24 protein-coding genes are annotated in these 21,596 nt (G+C 72.8%); 17 read left to right on the forward strand and 7 right to left on the reverse strand.

What is annotated here, in order from left to right:
* Positions 1–257: 257 nt before the first annotated feature.
* A complete protein-coding gene (locus tag ACE3QY_RS08325; protein ID WP_374455556.1) occupies positions 258–932 on the forward strand; it encodes a ferritin-like fold-containing protein in 675 nt (224 codons plus the stop codon).
* 79 nt (positions 933–1,011) lie between these two features.
* On the opposite strand, the gene ACE3QY_RS08330 is transcribed toward ACE3QY_RS08325, so the two are convergent.
* The 3 genes from ACE3QY_RS08330 to ACE3QY_RS08340 all read right to left on the reverse strand — a co-directional run bounded on the left by ACE3QY_RS08330 (position 1,012) and on the right by ACE3QY_RS08340 (position 2,300).
* Entirely contained in the window at positions 1,012–1,320 is a 309-nt protein-coding gene (locus tag ACE3QY_RS08330) for a GlsB/YeaQ/YmgE family stress response membrane protein (protein WP_374455557.1), read from the reverse strand.
* 119 nt (positions 1,321–1,439) lie between these two features.
* Positions 1,440–1,658 carry a DUF3107 domain-containing protein gene (locus tag ACE3QY_RS08335; RefSeq protein WP_374455558.1) on the reverse strand — a complete coding sequence of 73 codons (219 nt, stop codon included), beginning with the start codon at positions 1,656–1,658 and terminating at the stop codon, positions 1,440–1,442.
* Between the two features lie 54 nt (positions 1,659–1,712).
* Entirely contained in the window at positions 1,713–2,300 is a 588-nt protein-coding gene (locus ACE3QY_RS08340) for a TetR/AcrR family transcriptional regulator (protein ID WP_374456010.1), read from the reverse strand.
* A gap of 220 nt (positions 2,301–2,520) precedes the next feature.
* Here ACE3QY_RS08340 and moeZ point away from each other — a divergent pair, with 220 nt between their 5' ends.
* The 9 genes from moeZ (at position 2,521) to ACE3QY_RS08385 (ending at position 9,806) form a co-directional block, all read left to right on the forward strand.
* Positions 2,521–3,720 carry an adenylyltransferase/sulfurtransferase MoeZ gene (moeZ, locus tag ACE3QY_RS08345; RefSeq protein ID WP_374455559.1) on the forward strand — a complete coding sequence of 400 codons (1,200 nt, stop codon included), beginning with the start codon at positions 2,521–2,523 and terminating at the stop codon, positions 3,718–3,720.
* Between the two features lie 37 nt (positions 3,721–3,757).
* Entirely contained in the window at positions 3,758–4,630 is an 873-nt protein-coding gene (locus tag ACE3QY_RS08350) for a hypothetical protein (RefSeq protein ID WP_374455560.1), read from the forward strand.
* A gap of 77 nt (positions 4,631–4,707) precedes the next feature.
* Complete coding sequence (locus ACE3QY_RS08355; protein WP_374455561.1) at positions 4,708–5,505, forward strand: DUF4129 domain-containing protein; 798 nt, start codon at positions 4,708–4,710, stop codon at positions 5,503–5,505.
* Positions 5,505–5,957 carry a hypothetical protein gene (locus tag ACE3QY_RS08360; RefSeq protein ID WP_374455562.1) on the forward strand — a complete coding sequence of 151 codons (453 nt, stop codon included), beginning with the start codon at positions 5,505–5,507 and terminating at the stop codon, positions 5,955–5,957. The genes ACE3QY_RS08355 and ACE3QY_RS08360 overlap by 1 nt, the downstream gene beginning before the upstream one ends.
* A complete protein-coding gene (locus tag ACE3QY_RS08365; RefSeq protein ID WP_374455563.1) occupies positions 5,944–6,945 on the forward strand; it encodes an AAA family ATPase in 1,002 nt (333 codons plus the stop codon). Before ACE3QY_RS08360 ends, ACE3QY_RS08365 begins: the two co-directional genes overlap by 14 nt.
* Positions 6,942–8,216 carry a DUF58 domain-containing protein gene (locus ACE3QY_RS08370; protein WP_374455564.1) on the forward strand — a complete coding sequence of 425 codons (1,275 nt, stop codon included), beginning with the start codon at positions 6,942–6,944 and terminating at the stop codon, positions 8,214–8,216. The genes ACE3QY_RS08365 and ACE3QY_RS08370 overlap by 4 nt, the downstream gene beginning before the upstream one ends.
* Positions 8,213–8,794 carry a hypothetical protein gene (locus tag ACE3QY_RS08375; protein ID WP_374455565.1) on the forward strand — a complete coding sequence of 194 codons (582 nt, stop codon included), beginning with the start codon at positions 8,213–8,215 and terminating at the stop codon, positions 8,792–8,794. Before ACE3QY_RS08370 ends, ACE3QY_RS08375 begins: the two co-directional genes overlap by 4 nt.
* Positions 8,791–9,126, forward strand: coding sequence for an MGMT family protein (locus tag ACE3QY_RS08380; RefSeq protein WP_374455566.1), 336 nt, complete (start codon positions 8,791–8,793; stop codon positions 9,124–9,126). Before ACE3QY_RS08375 ends, ACE3QY_RS08380 begins: the two co-directional genes overlap by 4 nt.
* A 5-nt stretch (positions 9,127–9,131) precedes the next feature.
* Positions 9,132–9,806, forward strand: coding sequence for a lysophospholipid acyltransferase family protein (locus ACE3QY_RS08385; protein WP_374455567.1), 675 nt, complete (start codon positions 9,132–9,134; stop codon positions 9,804–9,806).
* Here ACE3QY_RS08385 and ACE3QY_RS08390 read toward each other — a convergent pair.
* The 3 genes from ACE3QY_RS08390 to ACE3QY_RS08400 are packed head-to-tail and all read right to left on the reverse strand — an operon-like array spanning position 9,779 to position 13,367.
* Positions 9,779–11,170 carry a DUF1116 domain-containing protein gene (locus ACE3QY_RS08390; RefSeq protein WP_374455568.1) on the reverse strand — a complete coding sequence of 464 codons (1,392 nt, stop codon included), beginning with the start codon at positions 11,168–11,170 and terminating at the stop codon, positions 9,779–9,781. The genes ACE3QY_RS08385 and ACE3QY_RS08390 overlap by 28 nt on opposite strands.
* Positions 11,167–12,651: an FdrA family protein gene (locus ACE3QY_RS08395; RefSeq protein WP_374455569.1), complete on the reverse strand. Its 1,485-nt coding sequence runs from the start codon at positions 12,649–12,651 to the stop codon at positions 11,167–11,169. Before ACE3QY_RS08395 ends, ACE3QY_RS08390 begins: the two co-directional genes overlap by 4 nt.
* Positions 12,648–13,367 carry a DUF2877 domain-containing protein gene (locus ACE3QY_RS08400; RefSeq protein ID WP_374455570.1) on the reverse strand — a complete coding sequence of 240 codons (720 nt, stop codon included), beginning with the start codon at positions 13,365–13,367 and terminating at the stop codon, positions 12,648–12,650. Before ACE3QY_RS08400 ends, ACE3QY_RS08395 begins: the two co-directional genes overlap by 4 nt.
* An 86-nt stretch (positions 13,368–13,453) precedes the next feature.
* On the opposite strand from ACE3QY_RS08400, the gene ACE3QY_RS08405 reads away from it, so the two are divergent.
* The 3 genes from ACE3QY_RS08405 to ACE3QY_RS08415 are packed head-to-tail and all read left to right on the forward strand — an operon-like array spanning position 13,454 to position 15,819.
* Complete coding sequence (locus tag ACE3QY_RS08405; RefSeq protein WP_374455571.1) at positions 13,454–14,710, forward strand: PucR family transcriptional regulator; 1,257 nt, start codon at positions 13,454–13,456, stop codon at positions 14,708–14,710.
* A 47-nt stretch (positions 14,711–14,757) separates the two neighbouring features.
* Positions 14,758–15,288 (forward strand): hypothetical protein, encoded by a 531-nt coding sequence (locus tag ACE3QY_RS08410; protein WP_374455572.1) that lies wholly within the window; start codon positions 14,758–14,760, stop codon positions 15,286–15,288.
* 51 nt (positions 15,289–15,339) lie between these two features.
* Positions 15,340–15,819, forward strand: a complete 480-nt coding sequence (locus tag ACE3QY_RS08415) for a group II truncated hemoglobin (RefSeq protein ID WP_374455573.1) — start codon at positions 15,340–15,342, stop codon at positions 15,817–15,819.
* 4 nt (positions 15,820–15,823) lie between these two features.
* On the opposite strand, the gene ACE3QY_RS08420 is transcribed toward ACE3QY_RS08415, so the two are convergent.
* Complete coding sequence (locus tag ACE3QY_RS08420; protein WP_374455574.1) at positions 15,824–16,282, reverse strand: GNAT family N-acetyltransferase; 459 nt, start codon at positions 16,280–16,282, stop codon at positions 15,824–15,826.
* A 153-nt stretch (positions 16,283–16,435) separates the two neighbouring features.
* On the opposite strand from ACE3QY_RS08420, the gene ACE3QY_RS08425 reads away from it, so the two are divergent.
* The 4 genes from ACE3QY_RS08425 to cutA are packed head-to-tail and all read left to right on the forward strand — an operon-like array spanning position 16,436 to position 21,592.
* Entirely contained in the window at positions 16,436–17,860 is a 1,425-nt protein-coding gene (locus ACE3QY_RS08425; RefSeq protein WP_374455575.1) for a uracil-xanthine permease family protein, read from the forward strand.
* Complete coding sequence (locus tag ACE3QY_RS08430) at positions 17,857–18,699, forward strand: xanthine dehydrogenase family protein subunit M (protein ID WP_374455576.1); 843 nt, start codon at positions 17,857–17,859, stop codon at positions 18,697–18,699. The genes ACE3QY_RS08425 and ACE3QY_RS08430 overlap by 4 nt, the downstream gene beginning before the upstream one ends.
* A complete protein-coding gene (locus ACE3QY_RS08435; protein WP_374455577.1) occupies positions 18,696–19,196 on the forward strand; it encodes a (2Fe-2S)-binding protein in 501 nt (166 codons plus the stop codon). Before ACE3QY_RS08430 ends, ACE3QY_RS08435 begins: the two co-directional genes overlap by 4 nt.
* Positions 19,193–21,592 (forward strand): aerobic carbon-monoxide dehydrogenase large subunit, encoded by a 2,400-nt coding sequence (gene cutA / locus ACE3QY_RS08440; protein ID WP_374455578.1) that lies wholly within the window; start codon positions 19,193–19,195, stop codon positions 21,590–21,592. The genes ACE3QY_RS08435 and cutA overlap by 4 nt, the downstream gene beginning before the upstream one ends.
* Positions 21,593–21,596 lie beyond the last annotated feature (4 nt).

Raw genomic sequence — 21,596 nt, forward strand, 5'->3', positions numbered from 1 at the left:
GGGTCATCTCCTGGATGGCGAAGGGGGTGGTGATGCCGGCGCGCTCGAGCGCGTCACAGATCTTGGGCTCGACGCCCATGTCGCGGAAGGTGGTCACGAAGGAAGGTCGCTCTCTGCTGAGTTGGGTGTCCCACACGGATGCGGTCGGCCCACTCAGAAGAGCTCCCGGCAGGGAGTGCCAACCGCGCACATACAGGTGGCCGCCGGACACGTTGTCGACGGCTCGGTGACCATGATGCTATCGCTAGGCTGCGCGCATGACTGAATCGCCCGATGAGGACTACCGCCGTGCCGCAGTCGACCTCCTCGGCGCGATCGCCTACGGAGAGCTCTCCGCCTTCGAGCGGCTCGTCGAGGACGCCAAGATGGCGCCGGGCATCGACGACAAGATCGCGATCGGCGCGATGGCCACCGCGGAGTTCGGCCACCTCCAGGCGCTGGTGGGCCGGCTCGCCGAGCTCGGCGCCGACCCGGCCGAGGCGATGCAGGTCTTCCGGCCGAGCTTCGACAGCTTCCACGAGCACACCGCGCCCTCCGACTACTACGAGGGACTGATCAAGGCCTACGTCGGCGACGGGCTCGCCGCGGACTTCTACCGCGAGATCGCGGCCTACCTCGACGCCGAGACCCGCGAGGTGATCATCAGCTCCCTGCAGGACACCGGCCAGACGGCCTTCATCGTGGAGCGGGTCCGCGCCGGCATCGCCGAGGACCACCGCCTCGGCGGCCGCCTCGCGCTCTGGGGCCGGCGGCTGATGGGCGAGGCGCTCACCCAGGCGCAGCGGGTCGCCGGCGACCGCGAGTCGCTCACCGCGCTGCTGGCCGGGGGAGTGGACCGCCCCGGCCTCGACCTGGCCGCGCTCGGCCGGATGTTCACGCGGCTCACCGAGCTGCACGCCGACCGGATGGCGCAGCTCGGCCTCGAGGCCTGAGCAGCCCCGCGTCCGGACGCAGGAAGTCCCCCACCCCGCTGGGGGATGGGGGACTCCCGGACGGTCGGGCTCGAGGAGATCAGACGCGCGCGCGGGAGCGGCCCGTGGCCGCCGAGGCGATCACGACCAGCACGGCGGCGACCGCCACCTGCCACACGTGGCGCCACCAGTCGATGCCCTTGCTGGTGTCGTTCATGTCGCCGCCGGGGTAGTTGTCGGCGACTCCGAAGATGGCGTAGTAGAGGTAGCTTCCGACGAACGCGCCCACGATGCCGCAGATGATCGTGAGCCACAGGGGGATGTTGTCGCGGTCGCCGGGAGCGACGAGCTTGCCGAGCAGGCCGATGATCGTTCCGGCGACGAGCGTGACGATGATGGTCCAGAGCATCTTGCTTCCCTTCGGGTGCCAAGAGTCGGGTCGAGGATCGACCTGTCCTCAATCATCGCCACCCGACGCCGCCGGATCAACGACCGTGCCCCCGCCGGGGTGGGACGTCTGCTTTCGGCTCAGCGGAAGCCGACGGTGCTCGCGGTCGGGGAGCCGAGCTCGATGTAGGCGATCTTGTCCGCCGGCACGACGACCGCGCGACCCTTCACGTCGGCCAGCCGCAGCACGCCGCTGCCGGCCAGCGCCTCGGTCAGCCGGGCCTCGATGTCGTCGGGCGTGCTGTCGGTGTCGAGCACGAGCTCACGCTGCGCGTTCTGCACGCCGATCTTGACCTCCACGGTGCTGCTCCTTGCTTGAAAGACGTTCAGGGGGTTCGGTGCGATCCTGCCGGATCAGTGGTCGTCGGTCATCGGGTAGCCCCGGATGCCGCGCCAGGCCAGCCCGGCGATCAGGGCCGCCGCGTCGTCCTGGGGGATGCCGCCGCCGCCTGCCAGCCAGAACCGCGCCGAGACCTGCGCCATTCCCACCAGCGACACCGCCAGCAGCTCGGAGGCCTCGTCGGGGAGGCCGGTGTCGGTGCGGATCACGTCGGCGATCATGGCGGCGCACTCGACGGTGACCCGGTCGACCCGCTCGCGCACGTCGGGCTCGCTGGTGAGGTCGGACTCGAAGACCAGCCGGAACGCGCCCTCCTCGGAGGCGACGTAGCTGTAGAAGACCTTCATCGTCGCCGCGACCCGGTCCTTGTTGTCGGTGGTGGAGGCCAGGGCCGCGCGGCAGTTGTCGATGATCGTGTCGCATGAGGCGTCCAGCAGCGCGAGGTAGAGGTCGAGCTTGCCGGGGAAGTGCTGGTAGAGCACCGGCTTGGAGACGCCCGCGCGGTCGGCGATGTCGTCCATCGCGGCGGCGTGGTAGCCCTGCGCCACGAAGACCTCCAGGGCCGACTCGAGCAGCTGGGCCCGGCGCTCGCGTCGGGGCATCCGGCCCCCGCGCGGTCGCGGGGCGTCTGGGTCCAGCTGGCCTGCAGTCACGTCGTACTCCTGAGTAGTGAGGTCGCGCCCGAGCCTAGCCGCCCGGGGTGCCCGACCCGCGTCCGTATCGCGGGACGTGGCGGGGCGTGTCACCGGTGCGCGGGGAACATGGAGGGGAACAGGAGTGGTGTGGGTGCTGTTGCACCGAGACCCGAGTCAAGGAGAAGACGTGTCGTTCGCCCCGCTTGTCGAGCCCGCTGCCGAGCTCACCACGGATGAGGTGCGCCGCTACAGCCGTCACCTGATCATCCCCGACGTGGGCATGGCCGGGCAGAAGCGCCTGAAGAACGCAAAGGTGCTGGTGATCGGCGCCGGCGGCCTGGGCTCGCCCGCGCTGCTCTACCTCGCCGCGGCCGGCGTGGGCACGCTGGGCATCGCGGAGTTCGACGAGGTCGACGAGTCGAACCTCCAGCGCCAGATCATCCACGGCATGTCCGACATCGGCCGGCCGAAGGCGGTGTCGGCGAAGGAGTCGATCGCCGAGGTGAACCCCTACGTCGAGGTCGTGGTGCACAACGAGCGCCTCGACAACGACAACGTGATGGGCATCTTCGAGGGCTACGACCTGATCGTCGACGGCACCGACAACTTCGCGACCCGCTACATGGTCAACGACGCGGCGTACTTCCTCGGGATCCCCTACGTCTGGGGCTCGATCTACCGCTTCGACGGCCAGGCCAGCGTCTTCGCGCCGACCCTGGCCGACGACGCCCCCTGCTACCGCTGCCTCTACCCCGAGCCCCCGCCGCCGGGCATGGTGCCCAGCTGCGCCGAGGGCGGCGTGCTCGGCGTGCTCTGCGCCAGCATCGGCTCGATCCAGGTCAACGAGGCGATCAAGCTGCTGACCGGCATCGGCGACCCGGCCATCGGCAAGCTGGTCATCTACGACGCCCTCGAGCTCGAGTGGCGCAAGCTCAAGGTCCGCAAGGACCCCAGCTGCGCGCTGTGCGGCGAGAACGCCACCGTGACCGGCCTCATCGACTACGACGCCTTCTGCGGCGCCGTCTCCGACGAGGCCGCCGAGGCGGCCGCCGGCTCGACCATCTCGGTCGTCCAGCTCGAGCAGATGCTCAAGGAGCGCGAGGCCGGCGAGCGCGACTTCACCCTCATCGACGTGCGCGAGCCCAACGAGTTCGAGATCAACAAGATCCCCGGCTCGGTGCTGGTGCCCAAGGGCGAGTTCCTCAACGGCAACGCGATCGGCGACCTGCCCAGCGACAAGCCGATCGTGCTGCACTGCAAGTCGGGGGTGCGCTCGGCCGAGGTGCTCGCGATCGTCAAGGGCGCCGGGTACGCCGACGCGGTGCACGTGGGCGGCGGCGTGGTCGCCTGGGTCAACCAGATCGACCCCAGCCAGCCCGACTACTGACGCGTAACCCCTCCCGGCGCGGGTCGTTGGGAGGGGCATGCGTACTCCCACGAAGCTCCTGACCCTCGCGGCCGCGGCCGGCCTCGCCGTCGCCGCCGCGACCAGCGCACCCGCCACCGCGGCCGCCAAGAAGCAGGTCCGCGCCAACTGGGCCCCCGCCGACACCGCGGCCATCCACCCGGGCGTGCAGATGTACACCGAGGGTGCCCAGTGCACGGCGAACTTCGTCTACACCGACACCGCCGGCACGACGTACGTCGGCTACGCCGCGCACTGCGCCGGTCTCGGTGAGGCCACCGACACCGACGGCTGCACCTCCGACTCGCTCCCGCTCGGCACGAAGGTCGACTTCGTGGAGGGCGGCTCGCTGGTCGGCGAGGGCACCCGTGTGGGTGGTGGCACGCTCGTCTACTCGTCGTGGCTCTCCATGCAGCGCAACGGCGAGGACGACGCCGACACCTGCGCCTACAACGACCTCGCGCTGGTCAAGGTCGACGCGGCCGACACCGGCAAAGTGAACCCGTCGATCCCGTTCTGGGGCGGCCCGGTCGGCCTGAACACCGCCGGCACCGCGGCCGGCGACACCGTCTACAGCTTCGGCAACTCCAGCCTGCGCGGCGGGATCGAGCAGCTCTCGCCCAAGCAGGGCACCAGCCTCGGCACCGATGCGAGCGGCTGGACGCACCCGGTCTACACGGTGACCCCGGGCGTCCCGGGTGACTCTGGCAGCGCCTTCCTCGACGCGGAGGGCAACGCGCTCGGCACGCTCTCGACCCTCGCGCTGGCCCCGCTCGCCGGCTCCAACGGCGTCGGCGACCTGGCGCACGAGCTGGCGTACGCGCAGGCCAGCAGCGGCATCGCCGGCCTGCGTCTGGTCCACGGGACGGAGCCGTTCAGCCCCCTGCTCTGACTCACCCCCCACAGCGCCCGACCCCACCGGGCGCGCCCCCCTCGCATGGCGCGAGCCCTTCACCTAGGGTTCGCGCCATGCGTGCGTTCGGTGCTCCATCGCCGGGTGCCCGTGCCGTGCTCATGGTCGCCGGGACGAGCCTCTTCATGGTGCTCGTCGCGTGGGCCACGCTAGTGGGACCCAGCCAGGTCTTCACCGGCCCGGGGGTGGGCGAGCACGCCACCCCCACGCCCACCCGGTCGTGCGTCCCGCTCGAGGTGGTCAGCACCGCCCCCGACGGGTCGACCACGACCGAGCGTCCCGAGAACCCGCGCCACCTCCCGTGGTGCGAGGAGCCCTCGGCCGCCCCGGGCGAGCCGCAGACGACGGAGCGGGCAGACCCGCCCCTGTGGCTCAAGGTCCTGACGTGGGCGTTCGTGGCGGCCATCCTGGCCACGATCCTGGCGCTGCTGGTGTTCGTCGGGATCGCGCTCCGCGGGCAGCGGGTCCACCGGCGCCGGCGCGAGGAGCGCGAGCAGGTCGGCTTCACGGTGCTCGACGAGCCTGCCCGGCTGGTGGAGGAGATCACCCACGACGCCGACCGGCAGGACGCGGTGCTGCGCGAGGGCGACCCGCGCAACGCCATCGTCGCCGCCTGGCAGCGCTTCGAGGTGCAGGGTGGCGCGGCCGGCGTCGGGCGGCACCCGTGGGAGACCTCCTCGGAGTACGCCATCCGCATCCTCGACCTGGTCGCCGCGGACAGCGGTGCGGTCAACCGGCTGGCCACGCTCTACCGCGAGGCGAGGTTCTCCGAGCACCCGATCACCGAGGACCACCGCGCCGCCGCGCTCGAGGCGCTCGTGGCGATCCGGCACAGCCTGGGGGTGAGGGCCTGATGTGGCGGACCCTGTCCCGGACGTGGGGCAACCGGGTGTTCCTGGCACTGGCCGCCAGCGTGGCCGTCTACCTCTACACCGGGTGGCTGGACTGGGACCCGCAGCCGGTGCCGTTCGCCGTCATGATGGCCGTGGTGCTGACACTGGTGTGGATGGTCTACGACATCCTCGACGACGAGCCCGCGCACTGGGTGCCGTCCCTGCCTCCCGTGGGGGACCGGGTCGACCAGGCCACCTCCGACCTCCGCATCCTCAGCAGCCACGTGCAGGCGAGCGTGCCGACCGAGGCGGTGCGCGAGCGGCTCGTCGCACTGGCCCGCGGTCGCGACCCCGACCTCGCCGACGCCCTCCGCCGTGAGCTCGGCGGCCCGCACGACCCAGCCCGCCGGCTCTCGCCGGCCGAGATCGACCGCATCCTGACCCGAATCGAGGACGCCCGTGACCACCGCTGACCAGCCCGCCGAGCCCGCCGGGCCGACCGCCCTCACCGATGTCGCCGGCTTCGCCGAGCGGGTCCTCGACGAGGTCGGCCGCGCCGTCGTCGGCAAGCGGGAGGCGCTGACCCTCGTGCTGGCCGGCATCCTCGCCAAGGGCCACATCCTCCTCGAGGACTTCCCGGGCCTGGGCAAGACGCTCGCGGCCCGGTCGTTCGCGGGCGCCCTCGGGCTCGACTTCGCGCGCGCCCAGTTCACCCCCGACCTGCTGCCGGCCGACCTCACCGGCTCCTACGTCTACGACCAGCGGCGGGCGGAGTTCGACTTCCGCCCCGGCCCGATCTTCACCGGGCTGCTGCTCGCCGACGAGATCAACCGCACGCCCCCCAAGACGCAGGCCGCGCTGCTCGAGGCGATGCAGGAGGGCCAGGTCACCGTCGAGGGCCAGACCCACCGGCTCTCCAGCCCGTTCCACGTGCTGGCGACCGCCAACCCCGTCGAGTACGAAGGCACCTACCCGCTCCCCGAGGCCCAGCTCGACCGCTTCCTGCTGCGCGTCAGCTTCGGCTACCCCGACGCCGGTGAGGAGTACGACGTCCTGCGCCGCCGCCTGGACCGGCAGCGCGAGGAGGTCGACATCGCGCAGGTGACCGACGCGGCCGGCCTGGCGGCCGTGCAGGCGGCCGTCGAGCGGGTCGCGGTCGACGAGTCGGTGGGCCGCTACTGCGTGGACCTGGTCGCCGCCACGCGGGCGCACGCCGACGTGCTCACCGGGGCCTCGCCCCGCGGCAGCCTGGGGCTGGTCCTCACCGCCCGGGCGTGGGCGGCGATCCGGGGCCGCGACTTCGTGGTGCCCGAGGACGTCAAGGTCGTCGCCCGGGCCGTGCTCGCCCACCGGATCACCGTCAAGCCCGAGCTCTGGATGACGCAGGCGTCGGGTGCCCGCGTCGTCGACTCGGTGATGGCCAGCGTCGAGACACCCCGCACCCTGGAGTCGCGACGGTGACCGCCTGGCGGCCGACGCCCGCGCTCGTCCGGACCTGCATCCTCGCCCTCGCCGGCATCGCCGGCGGCGTGGTGGGTGGCCTGGCCGTGCCGCTGGTGCTGGCCGCCCCGTTCGTCCTCCTCGGCGTGATGGGGCTGCTCGGCCGCCCCGGACGCGTGCCTGCCGTGCGCACCCAGATCGACCACCACCGGCTCCACGAGGGCCAGGGCACGACCTCGCGGGTGGTGGTCGAGGACCTGACCGGCGTCGAGCACGTCACCCGGGTCGCCGCCCCGGCGCCGCACGTCGCCACGCGACCGGCGTACGGTGCCGTGGGCTCGCTGGTCGAGCACGGCCTGCCCGTCGTCGAGTTCAGCCCGCGGCGCTGGGGCCGACGCATCATCGGCGCCGAGCGGATCGCGCTGACCAGCCCGTGGGCCGGCTGGCGCACCGGCCCGACGGACATGCCCGAGCACGGGCTGAGCGTGCTGCCGCAGACGGCGCCGTACGACAGCCGCGCGGAGGTGCCGCAGCCCGACGGCCTGGTCGGCCGGCACCGCTCGCGCCGGCTGGGCAGCGGCACGGAGTTCGAGGGGATCCGGCCGTTCGCGGTGGGTGACCGGCTCAAGCGGGTCAACTGGCCGGTCTCGCTGCGCACGGGCGAGCTGCACGTGATCACCACCCGCGCCGAGCAGGACGCCGGCGTGTGGCTCGTCGTCGACGGCCTGCGCGACATCGGCGTCTCCGGCGGCATCGACGGCGCGGCCAGCAGCCTCGACCTCACGGTCCGGGCCGCGGCCGCGCTCGCCGAGCACCACGTCCGCACCGGCGACCGGGTGGGGCTCCTCGTCGTCGCCTCCGAGGGCGCGCGCGTGCGCCTCGGCTCCGGGCCGAGGCACCTCCACCGGCTCACCGGCACCCTCGCCCGGGTGCGCACCGAGGCACGCAGCGTCGCGCCGGAGCGCCTCGACCTCGGCGCCGGGGCGGGCAGCGTGGTCTACGTCCTCTCGCCGATGCTCTTCACGCCGCTCGTCACCGCCACGGCCAGCCTGTTGCGCGGCGGTGCGTCGGTCGTCGTCATCGACACCCTGGGGGACCGCTCGACCGGCGAGGACCCGCGCGCGCTGGCCAGCCTGGCTGCCCGGATGCAGCAGATCGAGCGGGACGACCGGCTGCAGCAGCTCGCCGCGCTCGGCTGCCCGGTCGTGCCCTGGCGCGGGCCCGGCACCCTCGACACCGTCCTGCACCAGCTCGCCCGGCGCGCGCAGGTGCCGAAGGTGAGGGCTCGGTGAACGCCCGGCTCGCCCGCCTGGTGCCGCCGGGACTCACCACGGCGGGGCTGGTGCTCCGCGTGGCGCTGTTCCTGCTGCCGTGCGCCGGGATGGCGGTGGCGCTGCCCGAGCGCCCGCACCTCCTGGTCGTGCTCGCCGTGGTCCTCTGCGCCGGCTGGTGGTCGCGGACCCCCGACCACGTCAGCGGTGCCGTGGCGATGACGATCGTGTTCGTGTGGTGGACCGTCCACGACGTCCTGGACTGGCGCGTGCCGGTGGTCGCCGTGCTGCTGCTGGCCGCGCACGTCGTCGCGACGCTGCTGTCGTACGGACCCGAGACCATGCCCGTCGACCCGCGCCTGGCCCGCCTGTGGCTGGGTCGCGCGCTGCTGGCGCTGGTGCCCCTGCCGGTCACGTGGGTCGCCCTGCAGGGGCTCGACGCCGACCTCGCACCCGGGTGGGTGTGGATGGCGGCGGCCCTGATCACCGTCGCACTCATCGTGGTCACCCTGCGGCTGACCCGGCCGACGGACGAGTCCGGCGCCGGCTCGGGCGAGGGCTACACCGGGTCGAGCCGGGCGGTGGAGACGGGACTGTGAGCACGACACCGGAGGAACGCGAGCTCTACGCCGAGCTGGTGCTGCAGTGCGCCGAGTCGGTCCCGCGCGGCCGGGCGACGACGTACGGCGCCATCGCGGACGTGGTCGGCGAGCGGCTCGGCCGGGGCGGCCCCCGGCTCGTCGGCAACGTGATGGCCCAGCACGGCGGCGCCGTCGCGTGGTGGCGGGTGGTGCGAGCCGACGGGTCGCTGCCGCCGTCGCACGACGAGGAGGCGCGGCAGGCCTACCTCGAGGAGGGCACGCCCCTGCGCCCGAGCGGGTCCGTGGACCTGGGACGCGCGTTCTGGCAGCCGCGACTCGGGGCAGAATGACCGCCATGCTCTACACGGTCGCCCACGGAGTCATCCCACCGCTGGCCCGTGCCGTGTGGCGCCCGACCGTGGAGGGACTGCACCACGTGCCGGCCACCGGACCGGTCATCGTGGCGAGCAACCACCTGTCCTTCTTCGACAGCGTGGTGATCCCGGTGGTCGTGCCCCGCAAGGTCGTGTTCCTGGCCAAGTCCGACTACTTCACCGGCACCGGGGTGAAGGGCGCGCTCTCGCGGGCGTGGTTCGAGGGGCTGGGCATGCTGCCGGTCGACCGCGACGACACCAAGGCGGCGATCGCCAGCCTGGACACCGCCCTCGAGGTGCTGCACAAGGGCGAGGCCTTCGGCATCTACCCCGAGGGCACCCGCTCGCGCGACGGCCGGCTCTACCGCGGCCGCACCGGGGTGGCCCACCTCGCACTGACCGCCGGGTGCCCCGTGGTGCCCGTCGGGCTCACCGGCACCGAGGACATCCAGCCCGTCGGTGCGAGCCGTCCGCGCCTCGGCAAGGTGGACGTGACCGTGCGGTTCGGCGAGCCGATCACCGTCGCGGGGGAGTACGACGGCGTACCGTCCGGGCGCGCGCGCCGCGAGCTCACCGACCGGATCATGGGTGCGATCGCCGGGCTGACCGGCCAGGAGCTCGCGGGCGTCTACAACGAGCGGTCCGCACCCGCCTGAGCCGCCAGCGCGGCGAGCGCCTTCGGGAAGATCTCGGCGGGCGGGGTGACGAGCCCGGCGCCGACCTGACCCACCCCGGCGACCGCCCCGGCCATGCCGGTGTTGATCTGCGGCAGGATCCCGGTGCGGACGACCTTGGTGACGTCGATGCCGGTCGGCGTGCCCTGGAACTCCAGCACCGGGACCGACCAGCGGGGGTTCTCCGCGAGGGTGATCTCGTGCATGCGGCGGGTCGTGGCGAGCGCGTCGGGCACGGACCCGCCGACCAGCCGGACGATCGCCGGCGCGGTCGCCATCGCGAAGCCACCGATGCCGGCGGTCTCGGTGATCGCGGAGTCGCCGATGTCGGGGTTGGCGTCGTCGGGGCCGTAGTCGCCGAGGAAGAGGCCCTCGGCGACCTGCGCGGGACCGGTGAACCACTCGTCGCCGGTGCCGGAGACCTGGATGCCGAAGTCCGTGCCGTTGCGGGCCATCGCCACCACCATCGTCGAGCCCGGGACGTCGCGGCCGGCGTCGAGCGCGAGCTTGCAGGCGGGCATGGCGAGGTTGAGGAAGAAGTGGTCGTTGCCGCCGACGAAGCGCAGCACGTCCGCGACGTCCTTCGCGTCGAAACCGCTGGTCACCATCGCTGGGGAGAGGTCGCGCAGCAGCATCAGGGTGCCGGCACGGTTGCGGTTGTGCGCCTCGTCGCCCATCTGGAGCATCTGGGTGAGGATGCCGGTGACGTCGGACGCCTCGGCCGTGCCGCGCACCGCGGCCTGCAGCAGCGGGCCGAGCACGTCGCCCATCCAGCGGAGCCGGGTGAGCACCTCGTCGTTGTAGGCGCCGTAGCGCAGCACCTTGCCGAGGCCCTCGTTGAGCGAGCAGTACGTCCGCCTGCCGGTGGCACGGTCCTCGAGGACCCACATCCACATGGACGGCGTGACGACGCCGGCCATCGGGCCCACCGCGCTGCGGTGGTGGCACGGCTCGAGGCTGACGCTGCTGCCGGACTCGAAGAGCGCGACCGCGTCCTCGGGGTCGCCCACCAGCCCCTCCAGCGCGGCGCCACCCATGAGGGCGCCGCGCAGGGGGCCGGAGGCCCGCTCCCACTCGATGGGCGGGCCGGCGTGCAGGAACTGGCCCTTCTCGAGGCCGAGCACCTCGGAGGCGGGCGCGACGTCGACGAGGTGCGCGGTGACGCCGAGCATCGCCTCGACGGCCTTGCGGTTGGCCTCGGGACGGCGCGGGTCGGTCGCCACCGTGGCCAGGTCGGCCTCGGTGCCGGGCATCGGCGGACGCCAGTCGACCCGCTCGACGGGCACGGCCTGACCGGCCACGGCGTCGGCGAACATGTCCGCCCCCACGGTCACGATCTCGGTCATCGCTGGGCTCCTTCGATCAGCTGGAGCGCGCGGCGGGTGGCCGACGCGTTGGAGAGGTGGACCTCCGCGCCGGCGGCGACGAGCGCGTCGCGCTGGGCGGCGAGGCCCTGGGGGTCGAGGTCGGTGCCGACGAGGCTGACGACCACGGGGACCGGCCGGTCCTCGCGCGCCGCGCGGATGGCGGGCGCGAGCAGGGCGGCCGGGTCGGGCTCGGCGCCGTGGCCGAGCACCAGGTCGAGCAGGATCACGCCGGTCGACGGGTCGGCCGCGGCCCGGGCCAGCTGCTCGTTGCGCAGCGTCGGGTCGATCATCGGGTGGGCGCGACCCTGGGTGAGGGCGTCGTCGCCGAAGTCGACCATCGAGTGGTCGTCGACGAGCAGATCGTCACCGAGGGCGAGGTCGTCGGAGAGCGGGATGTTGCTGCGGATCGGGCCGAGCACCTCGGTCGCCATCAGCATCGACTCGTCGCAGAGCGTGCCGCCGACGAACAGGCCGCGCAGCAGCGGTCCGGTCGCCGCACCCGTGTTGTCGGCGCCGTGGACCGGCCACTCCGGTGCGTCGTGGCCGAGCCGCGCCAGCACGGCCTCGGCGACCGTGGTCAGGTCGCGCTGGCCGCGGCCGAGCAGGCCGAGCTCGACGGGGGTGTCGAGGGCCTCGGCCTCCCGGGCGAGCGCCTCGGCGACCTCGGGGGCCGGGGGCTTGGAGACCACGACGACCAGGTCGACGTCGGCGTCGGCGTCGAGCCGGCGCAGGGCCTCGCGCGTCGAGGCCCCGCCGACCGCGGCCGACAGGTCGCGACCGCCGACGCCCAGCGCGTGGCGCACACCCACCCCGTCGTACGTCGCCCCGGCGTGGTGCAGCAGCGCCAGCAGCTGCTGGCAGCCGGTGCCGGACGCGGCCACCAGGCCGATGCGACCCGGCCGGACGGCGTTGGCGAAGCCGAGGCCGACGCCGTCGATGACCGCCGTGCCGCAGTCGGGGCCCATCACCAGTGCGCCGCGCGAGGCGGCGTACGTCTTCAGGGCGACCTCCTCGGCGACCGGAACGTTGTCGCTGAAGACCATCACGTCGTGGCCGGCCTCGAGGGCGTCCATCGCCTCGACGGTGGCGCTGGCGCCGGGCACGGAGACCAGGGCCACGGACCCCGAGCCCGTGCGCCGCAGCGCCGAGCCGGTCGTGCGCGGCGGGGCGATCGTGGTGTCGCCGGACGTCGGCCGGGTGGGCGCGAGCGCGGCGTCGACGGCGGCCAGGGCCGTGGCGACGTCGGCGTCGTCGTCGAGGCGGAGCGCCACGACCATGTCGTTGGGGGAGGACTCGGGGATGTCGAAGCCCATGCCCTCGAGCACCTCGAGGTTGAGCCCGGTGGCCATCGCGACCTGGGCGGCCACCACGCCCGGCGTGGCCTGCACGGCCCGGCTCACCTGGAGCAGGGTCACCGAGTCGGCGTAGGCGCCGCTCCGGAGCTCGACGTGGTCCTTCATGCAGCCCTCCATCGTGGGGTGTTCAGTGAGTCGATCGCCAGTGCGGCGCCGGTCATCAGGCCGGCGCCGGAGGTGGCGCCGACGGCCAGCAGGGCGTCGGTGCTCGTGGCGGTGGGGTCGGCCAGCCAGGCGCCGAGCTCGGGGAGCACCTCGCCGCGGATCGCGCAGTCGAGCAGGGTGGCCGAGAGCAGGGTGGTCGCGCCGAGGCGACGGCGTACGGCATCGGTCACCGACGCGTCGGGCCGACCGAGCGCGGCGCGGGTGGCGAGCCAGCCGGCCAGGACGTCGTCGCCCAACGGGGTCAGGCCGGGGCCGCGGCCCAGGAGGCCGTCGACGTGCTCGGCCGTCAGCCGGCCGTCGGCAGGCAGGTCCAGGTCGTCGAGCGGTGACGTCATGGCGGCTGGTCGTCCTGGCGACCGTCGCCCATGACGTCCCACCAAGGTGCCACGCGGGTCGACGACGCGGCCGATCCGCACCGGCTCACCGCCGACGGTCAGCGTGCCGTCGCGGACGACCACGGGACGCCCGGCCAGCGGACCGAGGTCGGGCAGCGTGGACCACAGCGCGCAGGGCACGCGGGTCGCGGAGGCCGCGGCCAGGCCGAGGCACCAGCCGTCGAGGTCGACGTAGATCGCAGTGGCGCTGGCGTGGAGGACCGGGCGTGGTCCGTCGGTCGCCGCGGCGAGCCGCGCCTGCACGCGGATCGGTGCAGCCACGGGGATCATTCCCCAGACGCTAACGGCTCGTGGCACACTCGCGAATGTGAGTTCCTGACAACGAAGGACATGAAGTGGGCCAAGACTTGATAAGCGACCCGGAGGCGGTCGCCGCGCTGGAGCGCGCGGACGCGCTGCACACCGCGCTCACCCACATCGTCCTCGAGGGCGGTGACCTGGCAGCGATCGCGGAGGCGGTCAGCAACGCCCTCGGCTGCGGCGTGGTGTTCACGTCGACCGACGGTCGCGAGCGCGCGGCCCACCTCGACGAGGTGCACCGCGCGGCGCTGGCCGACGCCGACCTGCTCGACCCCACCGGGCGCGTCCGGGTCGAGCGGATCGACCCCCAGGGCACCGCGGTCGGCGAGGGGGAGGCGCTCATCCGCCGCGTGGTCGCCGCCGGCGTCGACCTCGCCCGCCTCGTCGCGCTCCGCACCGACGGCACGATCCACGCCTCGGACGTGCAGGCCCTCGAGCGCGCCGCGATCGTGGCCGCGCTGCTGGTCACCCGGGTCGAGGCGATCACCGCGGTCGAGAACAAGTACCAGGGCGACTTCCTCCGCGACGTCTTCCTCGGCCGCGCCGGCGAGGAGGACTACGTCGCCGAGCACGCGCAGGCGTTCGGCTGGCAGCTCGGCCGGCCCGTGATGGTCGTCGTGGCGGTGCTCGAGCCCGACGCCGTCGCCGCCCAGGGTGCCGCCGAGAACCGCCGGGCCTGGCACGACCGCTTCGCCGGCGCGTGGCGCCAGGTGGCCGCGAGCACCGACCGCAGCATCGCCTCGGTCGCCTTCAGCCGTGAGGTCGTGACGCTCGTGCCGGTGGACCCGGACGAGGGCGTCGCGGCAGGCCACGCCGCCGTGGACCGGATGATCGAGGGCGTGCGCGGCGACCGCGGCGGGGGCCGGATCGCGTTCTCCGCCGGCGTGAGCCGGATCGCGCACGACCTGGGCGAGCTGCCCGAGGCCTTTCGGCAGGCGCAGCGTGCGGTGGAGATCGGCCGTCGGGTCAACGGTGGCGGATCGGTGACCCGCTTCGACCAGCTCGGCCTGCACCGGCTGCTCGCGCTCGTGCCGGACGGCGCCGAGCTGTCGGCGTTCGCCGCCGACGTGCTGGGCCCGCTGGCCGAGCGCACGCCGGAGGCCGCCGACCTGCGCGAGACCCTGCAGGTGCTGCTCGACACCAACTTCAACGTGGCCGAGGCGGCGCGCGCCCAGTTCTTCCACTACAACACCATGCGCTACCGCGTCGGCAAGCTGCAGCGCCTTCTCGGGCCCGTCGCGACCGACCCGCACCTGCGCCTCGACGTCGCCGTCGCCCTCCGGGCGCTGGAGATCGCGGAGTAGCGCGCGTCGCTCGGCGCCCGCGGCTCCCGACTGCGAGGATCTCGCGCGTGAGCACGGACCACGCAGACCAGGGCGCGACACCGCCGCTGCCGACCTCGATCAAGGTCCTGGCGTGGACCTCCCTCCTGGGCCCGGTAGCACCGCTCCTGGAGGAGGGCGTGAAGCAGGACACGGTGTCCCTCGTCGGGTCCGTCGTGCTCGGCGCGCTGCTCGTCGGCTACATCTCGGCCGGCGTGGTCCGGGCCCGCACGGTCCGTCTGGTGATTGCCTGGGTGGTGCTGTCCCTCACCTGCTTCTTCGGGGTCGTCAGCCTGTTCTACAGCGACGACGTGGGCGAGGTCGCGGGCACCCTGCTCCCGCTCGCGACCAGCGTGGTCTCGCTGGCCGCTCTCGAGCGGTTCCGGCACACGGACTGGTACGCCTGGCAGCGCACGAAGCCGTCCACCCGGCTCGGCGAGTCCATCCGGTGGCTCGTCGCGATCGGCGTGCTGGTCGGCGCGCTGGGCGGGCTCGTGGACCGGATCGACGATCCTCGGGAGACGTCGGTGAACATGACGCTGCGGGTCGCTGAGCGGTGACCTCGCCGCAATCCACGTGCGGATGATCGTGTGCACCGCGACCATGACCTCATGAGCGGAGTGGACGAGCCCGGGTTGCCGACGTTGTACGACTGGGCGGGCGGCCTGGTCCCGCTGCGGCGGATGATCGACCGGTTCTACGACCGGGTCGAGGCCGACCCGGACCTGTCCGGCTTCTTCCCGGGCGGCGTGTCGGAGCACCACCGGGCGCACGTGGCGGACTGGTGGGCCGAGGTGCTCGGCGGCCCGACGACGTACACCGACCGGCACGGTGGCTACGAGTCGATGCTCCGCCACCACCTCGGCCTCGACATCACGCCGGCGCAGCGGCACCGCTTCGCGTCGACGATGAGCCTCGCCGCCGACGAAGCCGACCTCCCGGCCGACCCCGAGTTCCGGGCCGCGATCATCGGCTACCTCGAGTGGGGCACCCGCCTCGCCATGGAGAACTCGAGGCCCGGCGCCACCCCGGTCGAGCACGCGCCCACGCCGCGCTGGGGCTGGGGCGTCGCACCGCCGTACCAGGGGTGAGTGGTCAGAGCTGCTTCTCGTAGAACACGCGCGTGAAGCCGTGCTCGGTGGCGCGGTGGGTCTCGACGTAGCCGATGCGCTCGTAGAGCGCCTGGTTCTCGACCATGGTCTCGTGGGTGTAGAGCCGGATCCGGTGGAGGTCGTGGGCCAGGGTGCGCTCCTCGGCGAGCGACAGCAGGGCCCGCCCGAGACCGCGGCCGTGGTGCGCCGGGGGCACGGCGACGTTCTCCAGCAGCATCCCGTTGGCCTCGGGGACGAGCAGCAGGAAGCCGACGACCTCGTCGTCGACCTGCGCCACCCACGCCTCGGAGTCCTCGACGGCGCCGGCGTAGTCGGTCTCCATCGGGCCCGGGCGGAGGCCGCCCATCCGTGCTACGTAGGGGGAGTACGCCGCCTCGGCGATGCGCTGCAGGGCCGGCACGTCGTCCGTCGCGGCCCGGCGGAGGGTGAGAGGCAGACCCATGCACAGCAGGGTAGGCGGCCGGCTGACCCGCCGAAGAACTTGTCATCACCTACGGCGTTCCTTCGGCAGAAGTCGCCAGTGAGGGTGTGTGATGTGGCGCACTAGTTTGTGGCTTCTCGGGTAACCACCCCTGCGAAATCTGGAGGCCTGCTCATGTCGATGTTCAAGTGGGACGTGGTCGATCCCGCTCCCGGCGAGGCGGTGCTCCCGCACCAGCGCCTGCCGTGGGGCAAGACGATCGGCCTCGGCGCCCAGCACGTGGTCGCCATGTTCGGCGCCACCTTCGTGTTCCCGCTGGTGATGGGGCTCGACGCCAACCTCGCCATCATGTTCTCGGGTCTGTGCACGATCCTGTTCCTGCTCATCGTGCAGAACCGGGTGCCCAGCTACCTCGGCACCAGCGCCTCCTTCGTGGCCTCCGTCGCGGCGATCCGCCTGCTCGACGAGGGCAACGACTCGTCGTACGTCACCGGCGCGATCCTGGTCGGCGGCCTCGTCCTCGCGGCGGTCGGCGTGCTCGTCCACTTCGCGGGCGCCGAGCTGATCCACAAGATCCTGCCGCCGGCCGTGACCGGCGCCGTGGTCATGCTGATCGGCTTCAACCTCGCGCCCGTCGTCGCCGGCATCTACTGGCCCCAGGACCAGTGGATCGCCCTGCTCACCGCGGCGTTCATGGTCTTCGCGGCCGTCGCGCTCCCCGGCTTCTGGTCGCGGATCGCGGTGTTCCTCGCGCTGATCTTCGGCTACGTCCTGTCCTACTTCGCCGACCTCGTCTTCGGCCCGATCACCTCCGTGCTCGGCGGTGCCACCGAGGCCACCGAGCACGACCGTGTCTCGTGGGCCGGCGTCGAGGCCGCCGACTGGATCGGGCTGCCGAGCGGCACCCTCGCCGACGGCGTCTCGGTCGTGCACGGCCCGTCCTTCTCGCTGACGGCCATCCTGCTGGTCCTGCCCGGCGTGATCGCCCTCATCGCGGAGAACACCGGCCACGTCAAGGCCGTCGCCGAGATGACCGGCGAGAACCTCGACCCCTACATGGGCCGCGCGATCGGCGCCGACGGCGTCGCGACCGCGTTCGCAAGCGCCTTCGGCGGCTCGCCGACGACGACGTACGCCGAGAACATCGGCGTCATGGGCGCGACCCGGGTCTACTCCACGGCTGCCTACTACGTCGCCGCGGTCGTGGCGATCCTGCTGGGCCTGTGCCCGAAGTTCGGTGCGATCGTCAACGCGACCCCGGGCGGTGTCCTCGGCGGCATCACGGTTGTCCTCTACGGAATGATCGGACTCGTGGGCGCGAAGATCTGGGTCGAGAACAACATCGACTTCGGCAACCCGGTCAACATGGTCGGCCTCGCCGGCGGCCTGATCGCCGGCATCGGCGGCGTGACCCTCACCTTCGGTGACGACTTCGAGCTCGGCGGCATCGCCCTCGGCACGATCCTCGTCATCGTGTTCTTCCACATGGTCAAGGGCCGCGGCGGCGACGGCGCCGGCACTGTGACCCGCAACCTCAGCCACCCCGACTACGACGAGGGCGTGGACGACGTGGCCTCGGGAGGCTCCGCCCCGCGATGAAGCCCGCACCCTTCGCCTACCTGCGTCCGTCCACCCTCGAGGAAGCCCTCGCGGCGCTCGCGGGGGAGCAGGGGGCGAAGGTGCTGGCCGGCGGCCAGTCCCTGGTCCCGCTGTTGTCCATGCGGCTGGCCGCCCCCTCGATGCTCGTCGACATCAACGCCCTGCCGGACCTCGACTCCATCCACGTGGATGGGGCCGGGGTCCGGGTCGGGGCCCTCGCCCGCCACGCCGAGGTGCTTGCCTCCGCCGAGGCGGCCGAGGCCCAGCCGCTGCTCGCGATGGCGCTGAGCCACGTGGCCCACCCGACGATCCGCAACCGCGGCACGACCGTCGGCTCGCTGGTCCACGCCGACGCCGCGGCCGAGATGCCGATGGTGCTCCGGCTGCTCGACGGCTCGGTCGACGTCGCCTCCGTGCGCGGTCGACGTACGATCCCGGCGGCCGAGCTGTTCGCCGGCCCGCTCGAGTCGACGCTGGCCCACGACGAGGTCGCCGTCGAGGCGTTCTTCCCGGCCCTGCCCGCCGGCGCGGGCGTGGCGTTCCAGGAGATCGCCCGCCGGCACGGGGACTACGCCCTCGTCGGCGTCGCCGCCCTCGTCGACACCGACGGCGACGCCGTCACCCGGGCCCGTCTCGGCTTCGTCTCGGTCAGCGACGTCCCCGTCGTCGTCGACGTGACCGACTCCCTCGACGACCCCGCAGCCGCTGCCCTCGCCGAGCTCGAGCCCGCCGACGACATCCACGCCACTGCCGCCTACCGCGCCCACCTGGTCAAGGTTCTGGTGCCCAAGGTGCTGGCGGCCGCCACCGATCACGCCCGCGACAGGAAGGCACCATGACCAGCCCGCAGCCGGAGCAGCTCCACGACGTACGCCTGCACGTGAACGGGTCCGTCCACGAGGTGCAGGTGCCGGCTCGACGGCTGCTGTCCGACGCGCTGCGCCACGACTGCGGGCTGACGGGCACGCACGTCGGCTGCGAGCACGGCGTCTGCGGCGCCTGCACGGTCCTCGTCGACGGCACCCCGATGCGCTCGTGCCTGATGTTCGCGGTCTCCGCGGTCGACGCCGAGATCACCACCGTCGAGGGCCTGACCGAGGCCGACGGATCCCTGTCCCCGGTCCAGCAGGGCTTCTCCGACTGCCACGGCCTGCAGTGCGGGTTCTGCACGCCGGGCTTCCTCACCACCATCACCGCCGGGCTGCGCGACAACCCCGACCCGTCGGAGGACGAGGCGCGGGAGATGATCGCCGGCAACCTGTGCCGCTGCACCGGCTACCAGAACATCGTGAAGTCGGTGCTCCGGGCGGCCGAGATCCAGCGAGGTGACGGGTGACCACCAAGATGTTCGGCGCCAAGGTCCCGCGCGTGGAGGACCAGCGGTTCCTGCGCGGGCAGGGCCGCTACGTCGACGACCTGCTCCACGACGACCCGCGGCTGCTGCACTCCGCAGTGCTGCGCTCGCCCCACGCCCACGCCCGGATCGTCGACATCGACGTCTCCGACGTGCTCGACCTCGAGGGCGTGCTGGCCGTGTGGACGTGGGACGACCTCACCGGCCCGATGGCCGAGCCGCTGCCGCTGCTGATCCCGCACCCGACGCTGACCCACGGCCGCACCCAGTACGCCCTCGCGAGGGACGAGGTGAACTACGTCGGCGAGGCGATCGCCTTCGTCGTCGCCGTCGACCGCTACGTCGCCGAGGACGCCGTGTCCCGGATCCGGGTCGACTACGAGTACCTCGAGCCCGTGGTCGGGATCGACGCCGCGCGGGCCGCGACCAGGCTCGTCCACGACGACGTGCCCGGCAACGTCGGCGCCCGGATGGAGCAGGAGAACGGCGACGCGCGAGCCGCGATCGCCGCCGCCCCGCACACGCTCACCCTCGACCTCGACATCGAGCGCTCGGCCTGCACCCCGATGGAGGGCCGGGGCACGGTCGCCCGCTGGGACCCCGACACGAGCCGGCTCACCGTGTGGTCGTCCACGCAGACCTCCACGGGCGTCCGCGGCTGCGTGGCGGCCAAGCTCGGCCTCGACCTGGCCAAGGTGGACGTGGTGACGCCCGACGTCGGCGGCGGCTTCGGCGTCAAGGTCGTGCACCCGTGGCCCGAGGAGCTGCTCGTGCCGCTGGCCGCGATGACCCTCGGCCGGCCCGTGAAGTTCACCGAGGACCGCCGCGAGCACTTCATCTCCTCCGCCCACGAGCGAGCCCAGCAACACGTCGTCGAGGTCGGCTTCGACGACGACGGCCGGGTGCTCGGGCTCAACGTCGAGTTCTGGCACGACCACGGCGCCTACACGCCGTACGGCCTGATCGTCCCGATCATCACCTCGACGCAGCTGCTCGGCCCCTACAAGCCGCAGAACTACCGCGTCGTCTTCGAGTCGCTCTACACCAACACGGTCATCGTCACGCCCTACCGCGGCGCCGGCCGGCCGCAGGGCTGCTTCGTGATGGAGCGGACCATGGACGCGATCGCGGCCTACCTCGGCAAGGACCGCACCGAGGTGCGCTCGACGAACTTCATCCAGCCCGACGAGTTCCCCTACGAGCACGGCCTGGTCTTCCAGGACGGCCGCGAGCTCACCTACGACTCCGGTGACTACCCGGCGTCGCTGGCCAAGCTCAAGGAGCTGGTCGGCTGGGACGAGTTCGAGGAGTTCCGCGCCGAGATGGCCGCCCAGGGCAGGAAGGTCGGCATCGGCCTCGCCTGCTACGTCGAGGGCACCGGCGTCGGCCCCTACGAAGGTGCGCACGTGCACATCGAGACCTCCGGCAAGGTCAAGGTCGCCACCGGCCTCACGACGCAGGGCCAGGGCCACCAGACGGCCTTCGCGCAGATCGTCGCCGACACCCTCGGCGTGCGCTTCGAGGACGTCGAGATCACCACCGGCGACACCCGCAAGATGCCGTACGCCGTGGGCACCTTCGCCTCGCGCGCAGCGGTGATGAGCGGGTCGGCGATCCACCTCGCCGCGCTGCGTGCCAAGGAGAAGGCGCTGCGGATCGCGGCGGAGGCCCTGGAGGCGTCCGAGGAGGACCTGGAGATCGCCGACGGCGTCGTCTCGGTGCGCGGCACCGACGCCTCGATCGACCTCGGGACCGTCGCCGTCCTGTCCAACCCGCTGCGATACGCCTTCGACGAGGCGTCCAAGGCCGCCACCCAGTTCTCCGTCGGCGACCCGGGCAAGCCGCCCGTCGCCGAGGACGACGAGCCGGGCCTGGAGGGCAAGGACTTCTACTCCCCGCCGCGCTCGACGTTCGCCAACGGCATGCACGCCGTGATCGTCGAGACCGACCCGGAGACCGCCGAGATCACCATCCTCAAGTACGCCGTCGTCCACGACTGCGGCCACCTGATCAACCCGATGATCGTCGAGGGCCAGATCCACGGCGGCGTCGCGCAGGGCGTCGGCGGCGCGCTCTACGAGCGGATGGCCTACGACGAGTCCGGCCAGCTGCTCAACGCGTCGTTCATGGACTTCCTGATGCCCTACGTCACGGAGGTGCCGACGTCGATCGACATCGACCACCTCGAGACCCCCTCGCCGCTCAACCCGCTCGGCATCAAGGGCGCGGGCGAGGCCGGCGTGATCCCGTCCGCCGCTGTGTTCGCGGCCGCCATCGAGGACGCTGAAGGCTTCCCGATCACCGCGATGCCGATCTCACCGTCCGAGCTCTTCGCGCTGCGCCTCGCGCACGCCGACGAGCCCCACCCCACTGTCTAGGAGC

It is taken from the genome of Nocardioides sp., from assembly GCF_041913365.1.
Taxonomy (GTDB): Bacteria; Actinomycetota; Actinomycetes; order Propionibacteriales; family Nocardioidaceae; genus Nocardioides.

Coding starts and splice junctions, on each gene's coding strand:
- ACE3QY_RS08430 (WP_374455576.1), top strand. CDS start 17,857: ATGAAGCCCGCACCCTTCGCCTACCTGCGTCCGTCCACCCTCGAGGAA.
- ACE3QY_RS08385 (WP_374455567.1), top strand. CDS start 9,132: ATGCTCTACACGGTCGCCCACGGAGTCATCCCACCGCTGGCCCGTGCC.
- ACE3QY_RS08350 (WP_374455560.1), top strand. CDS start 3,758: ATGCGTACTCCCACGAAGCTCCTGACCCTCGCGGCCGCGGCCGGCCTC.
- ACE3QY_RS08420 (WP_374455574.1), bottom strand. CDS start 16,282: ATGGGTCTGCCTCTCACCCTCCGCCGGGCCGCGACGGACGACGTGCCG.
- ACE3QY_RS08390 (WP_374455568.1), bottom strand. CDS start 11,170: ATGACCGAGATCGTGACCGTGGGGGCGGACATGTTCGCCGACGCCGTG.
- ACE3QY_RS08325 (WP_374455556.1), top strand. CDS start 258: ATGACTGAATCGCCCGATGAGGACTACCGCCGTGCCGCAGTCGACCTC.
- ACE3QY_RS08340 (WP_374456010.1), bottom strand. CDS start 2,300: ATGCCCCGACGCGAGCGCCGGGCCCAGCTGCTCGAGTCGGCCCTGGAG.
- ACE3QY_RS08425 (WP_374455575.1), top strand. CDS start 16,436: ATGTCGATGTTCAAGTGGGACGTGGTCGATCCCGCTCCCGGCGAGGCG.
- ACE3QY_RS08415 (WP_374455573.1), top strand. CDS start 15,340: ATGAGCGGAGTGGACGAGCCCGGGTTGCCGACGTTGTACGACTGGGCG.
- ACE3QY_RS08395 (WP_374455569.1), bottom strand. CDS start 12,651: ATGAAGGACCACGTCGAGCTCCGGAGCGGCGCCTACGCCGACTCGGTG.
- ACE3QY_RS08360 (WP_374455562.1), top strand. CDS start 5,505: ATGTGGCGGACCCTGTCCCGGACGTGGGGCAACCGGGTGTTCCTGGCA.
- ACE3QY_RS08330 (WP_374455557.1), bottom strand. CDS start 1,320: ATGCTCTGGACCATCATCGTCACGCTCGTCGCCGGAACGATCATCGGC.
- ACE3QY_RS08355 (WP_374455561.1), top strand. CDS start 4,708: ATGCGTGCGTTCGGTGCTCCATCGCCGGGTGCCCGTGCCGTGCTCATG.
- ACE3QY_RS08435 (WP_374455577.1), top strand. CDS start 18,696: ATGACCAGCCCGCAGCCGGAGCAGCTCCACGACGTACGCCTGCACGTG.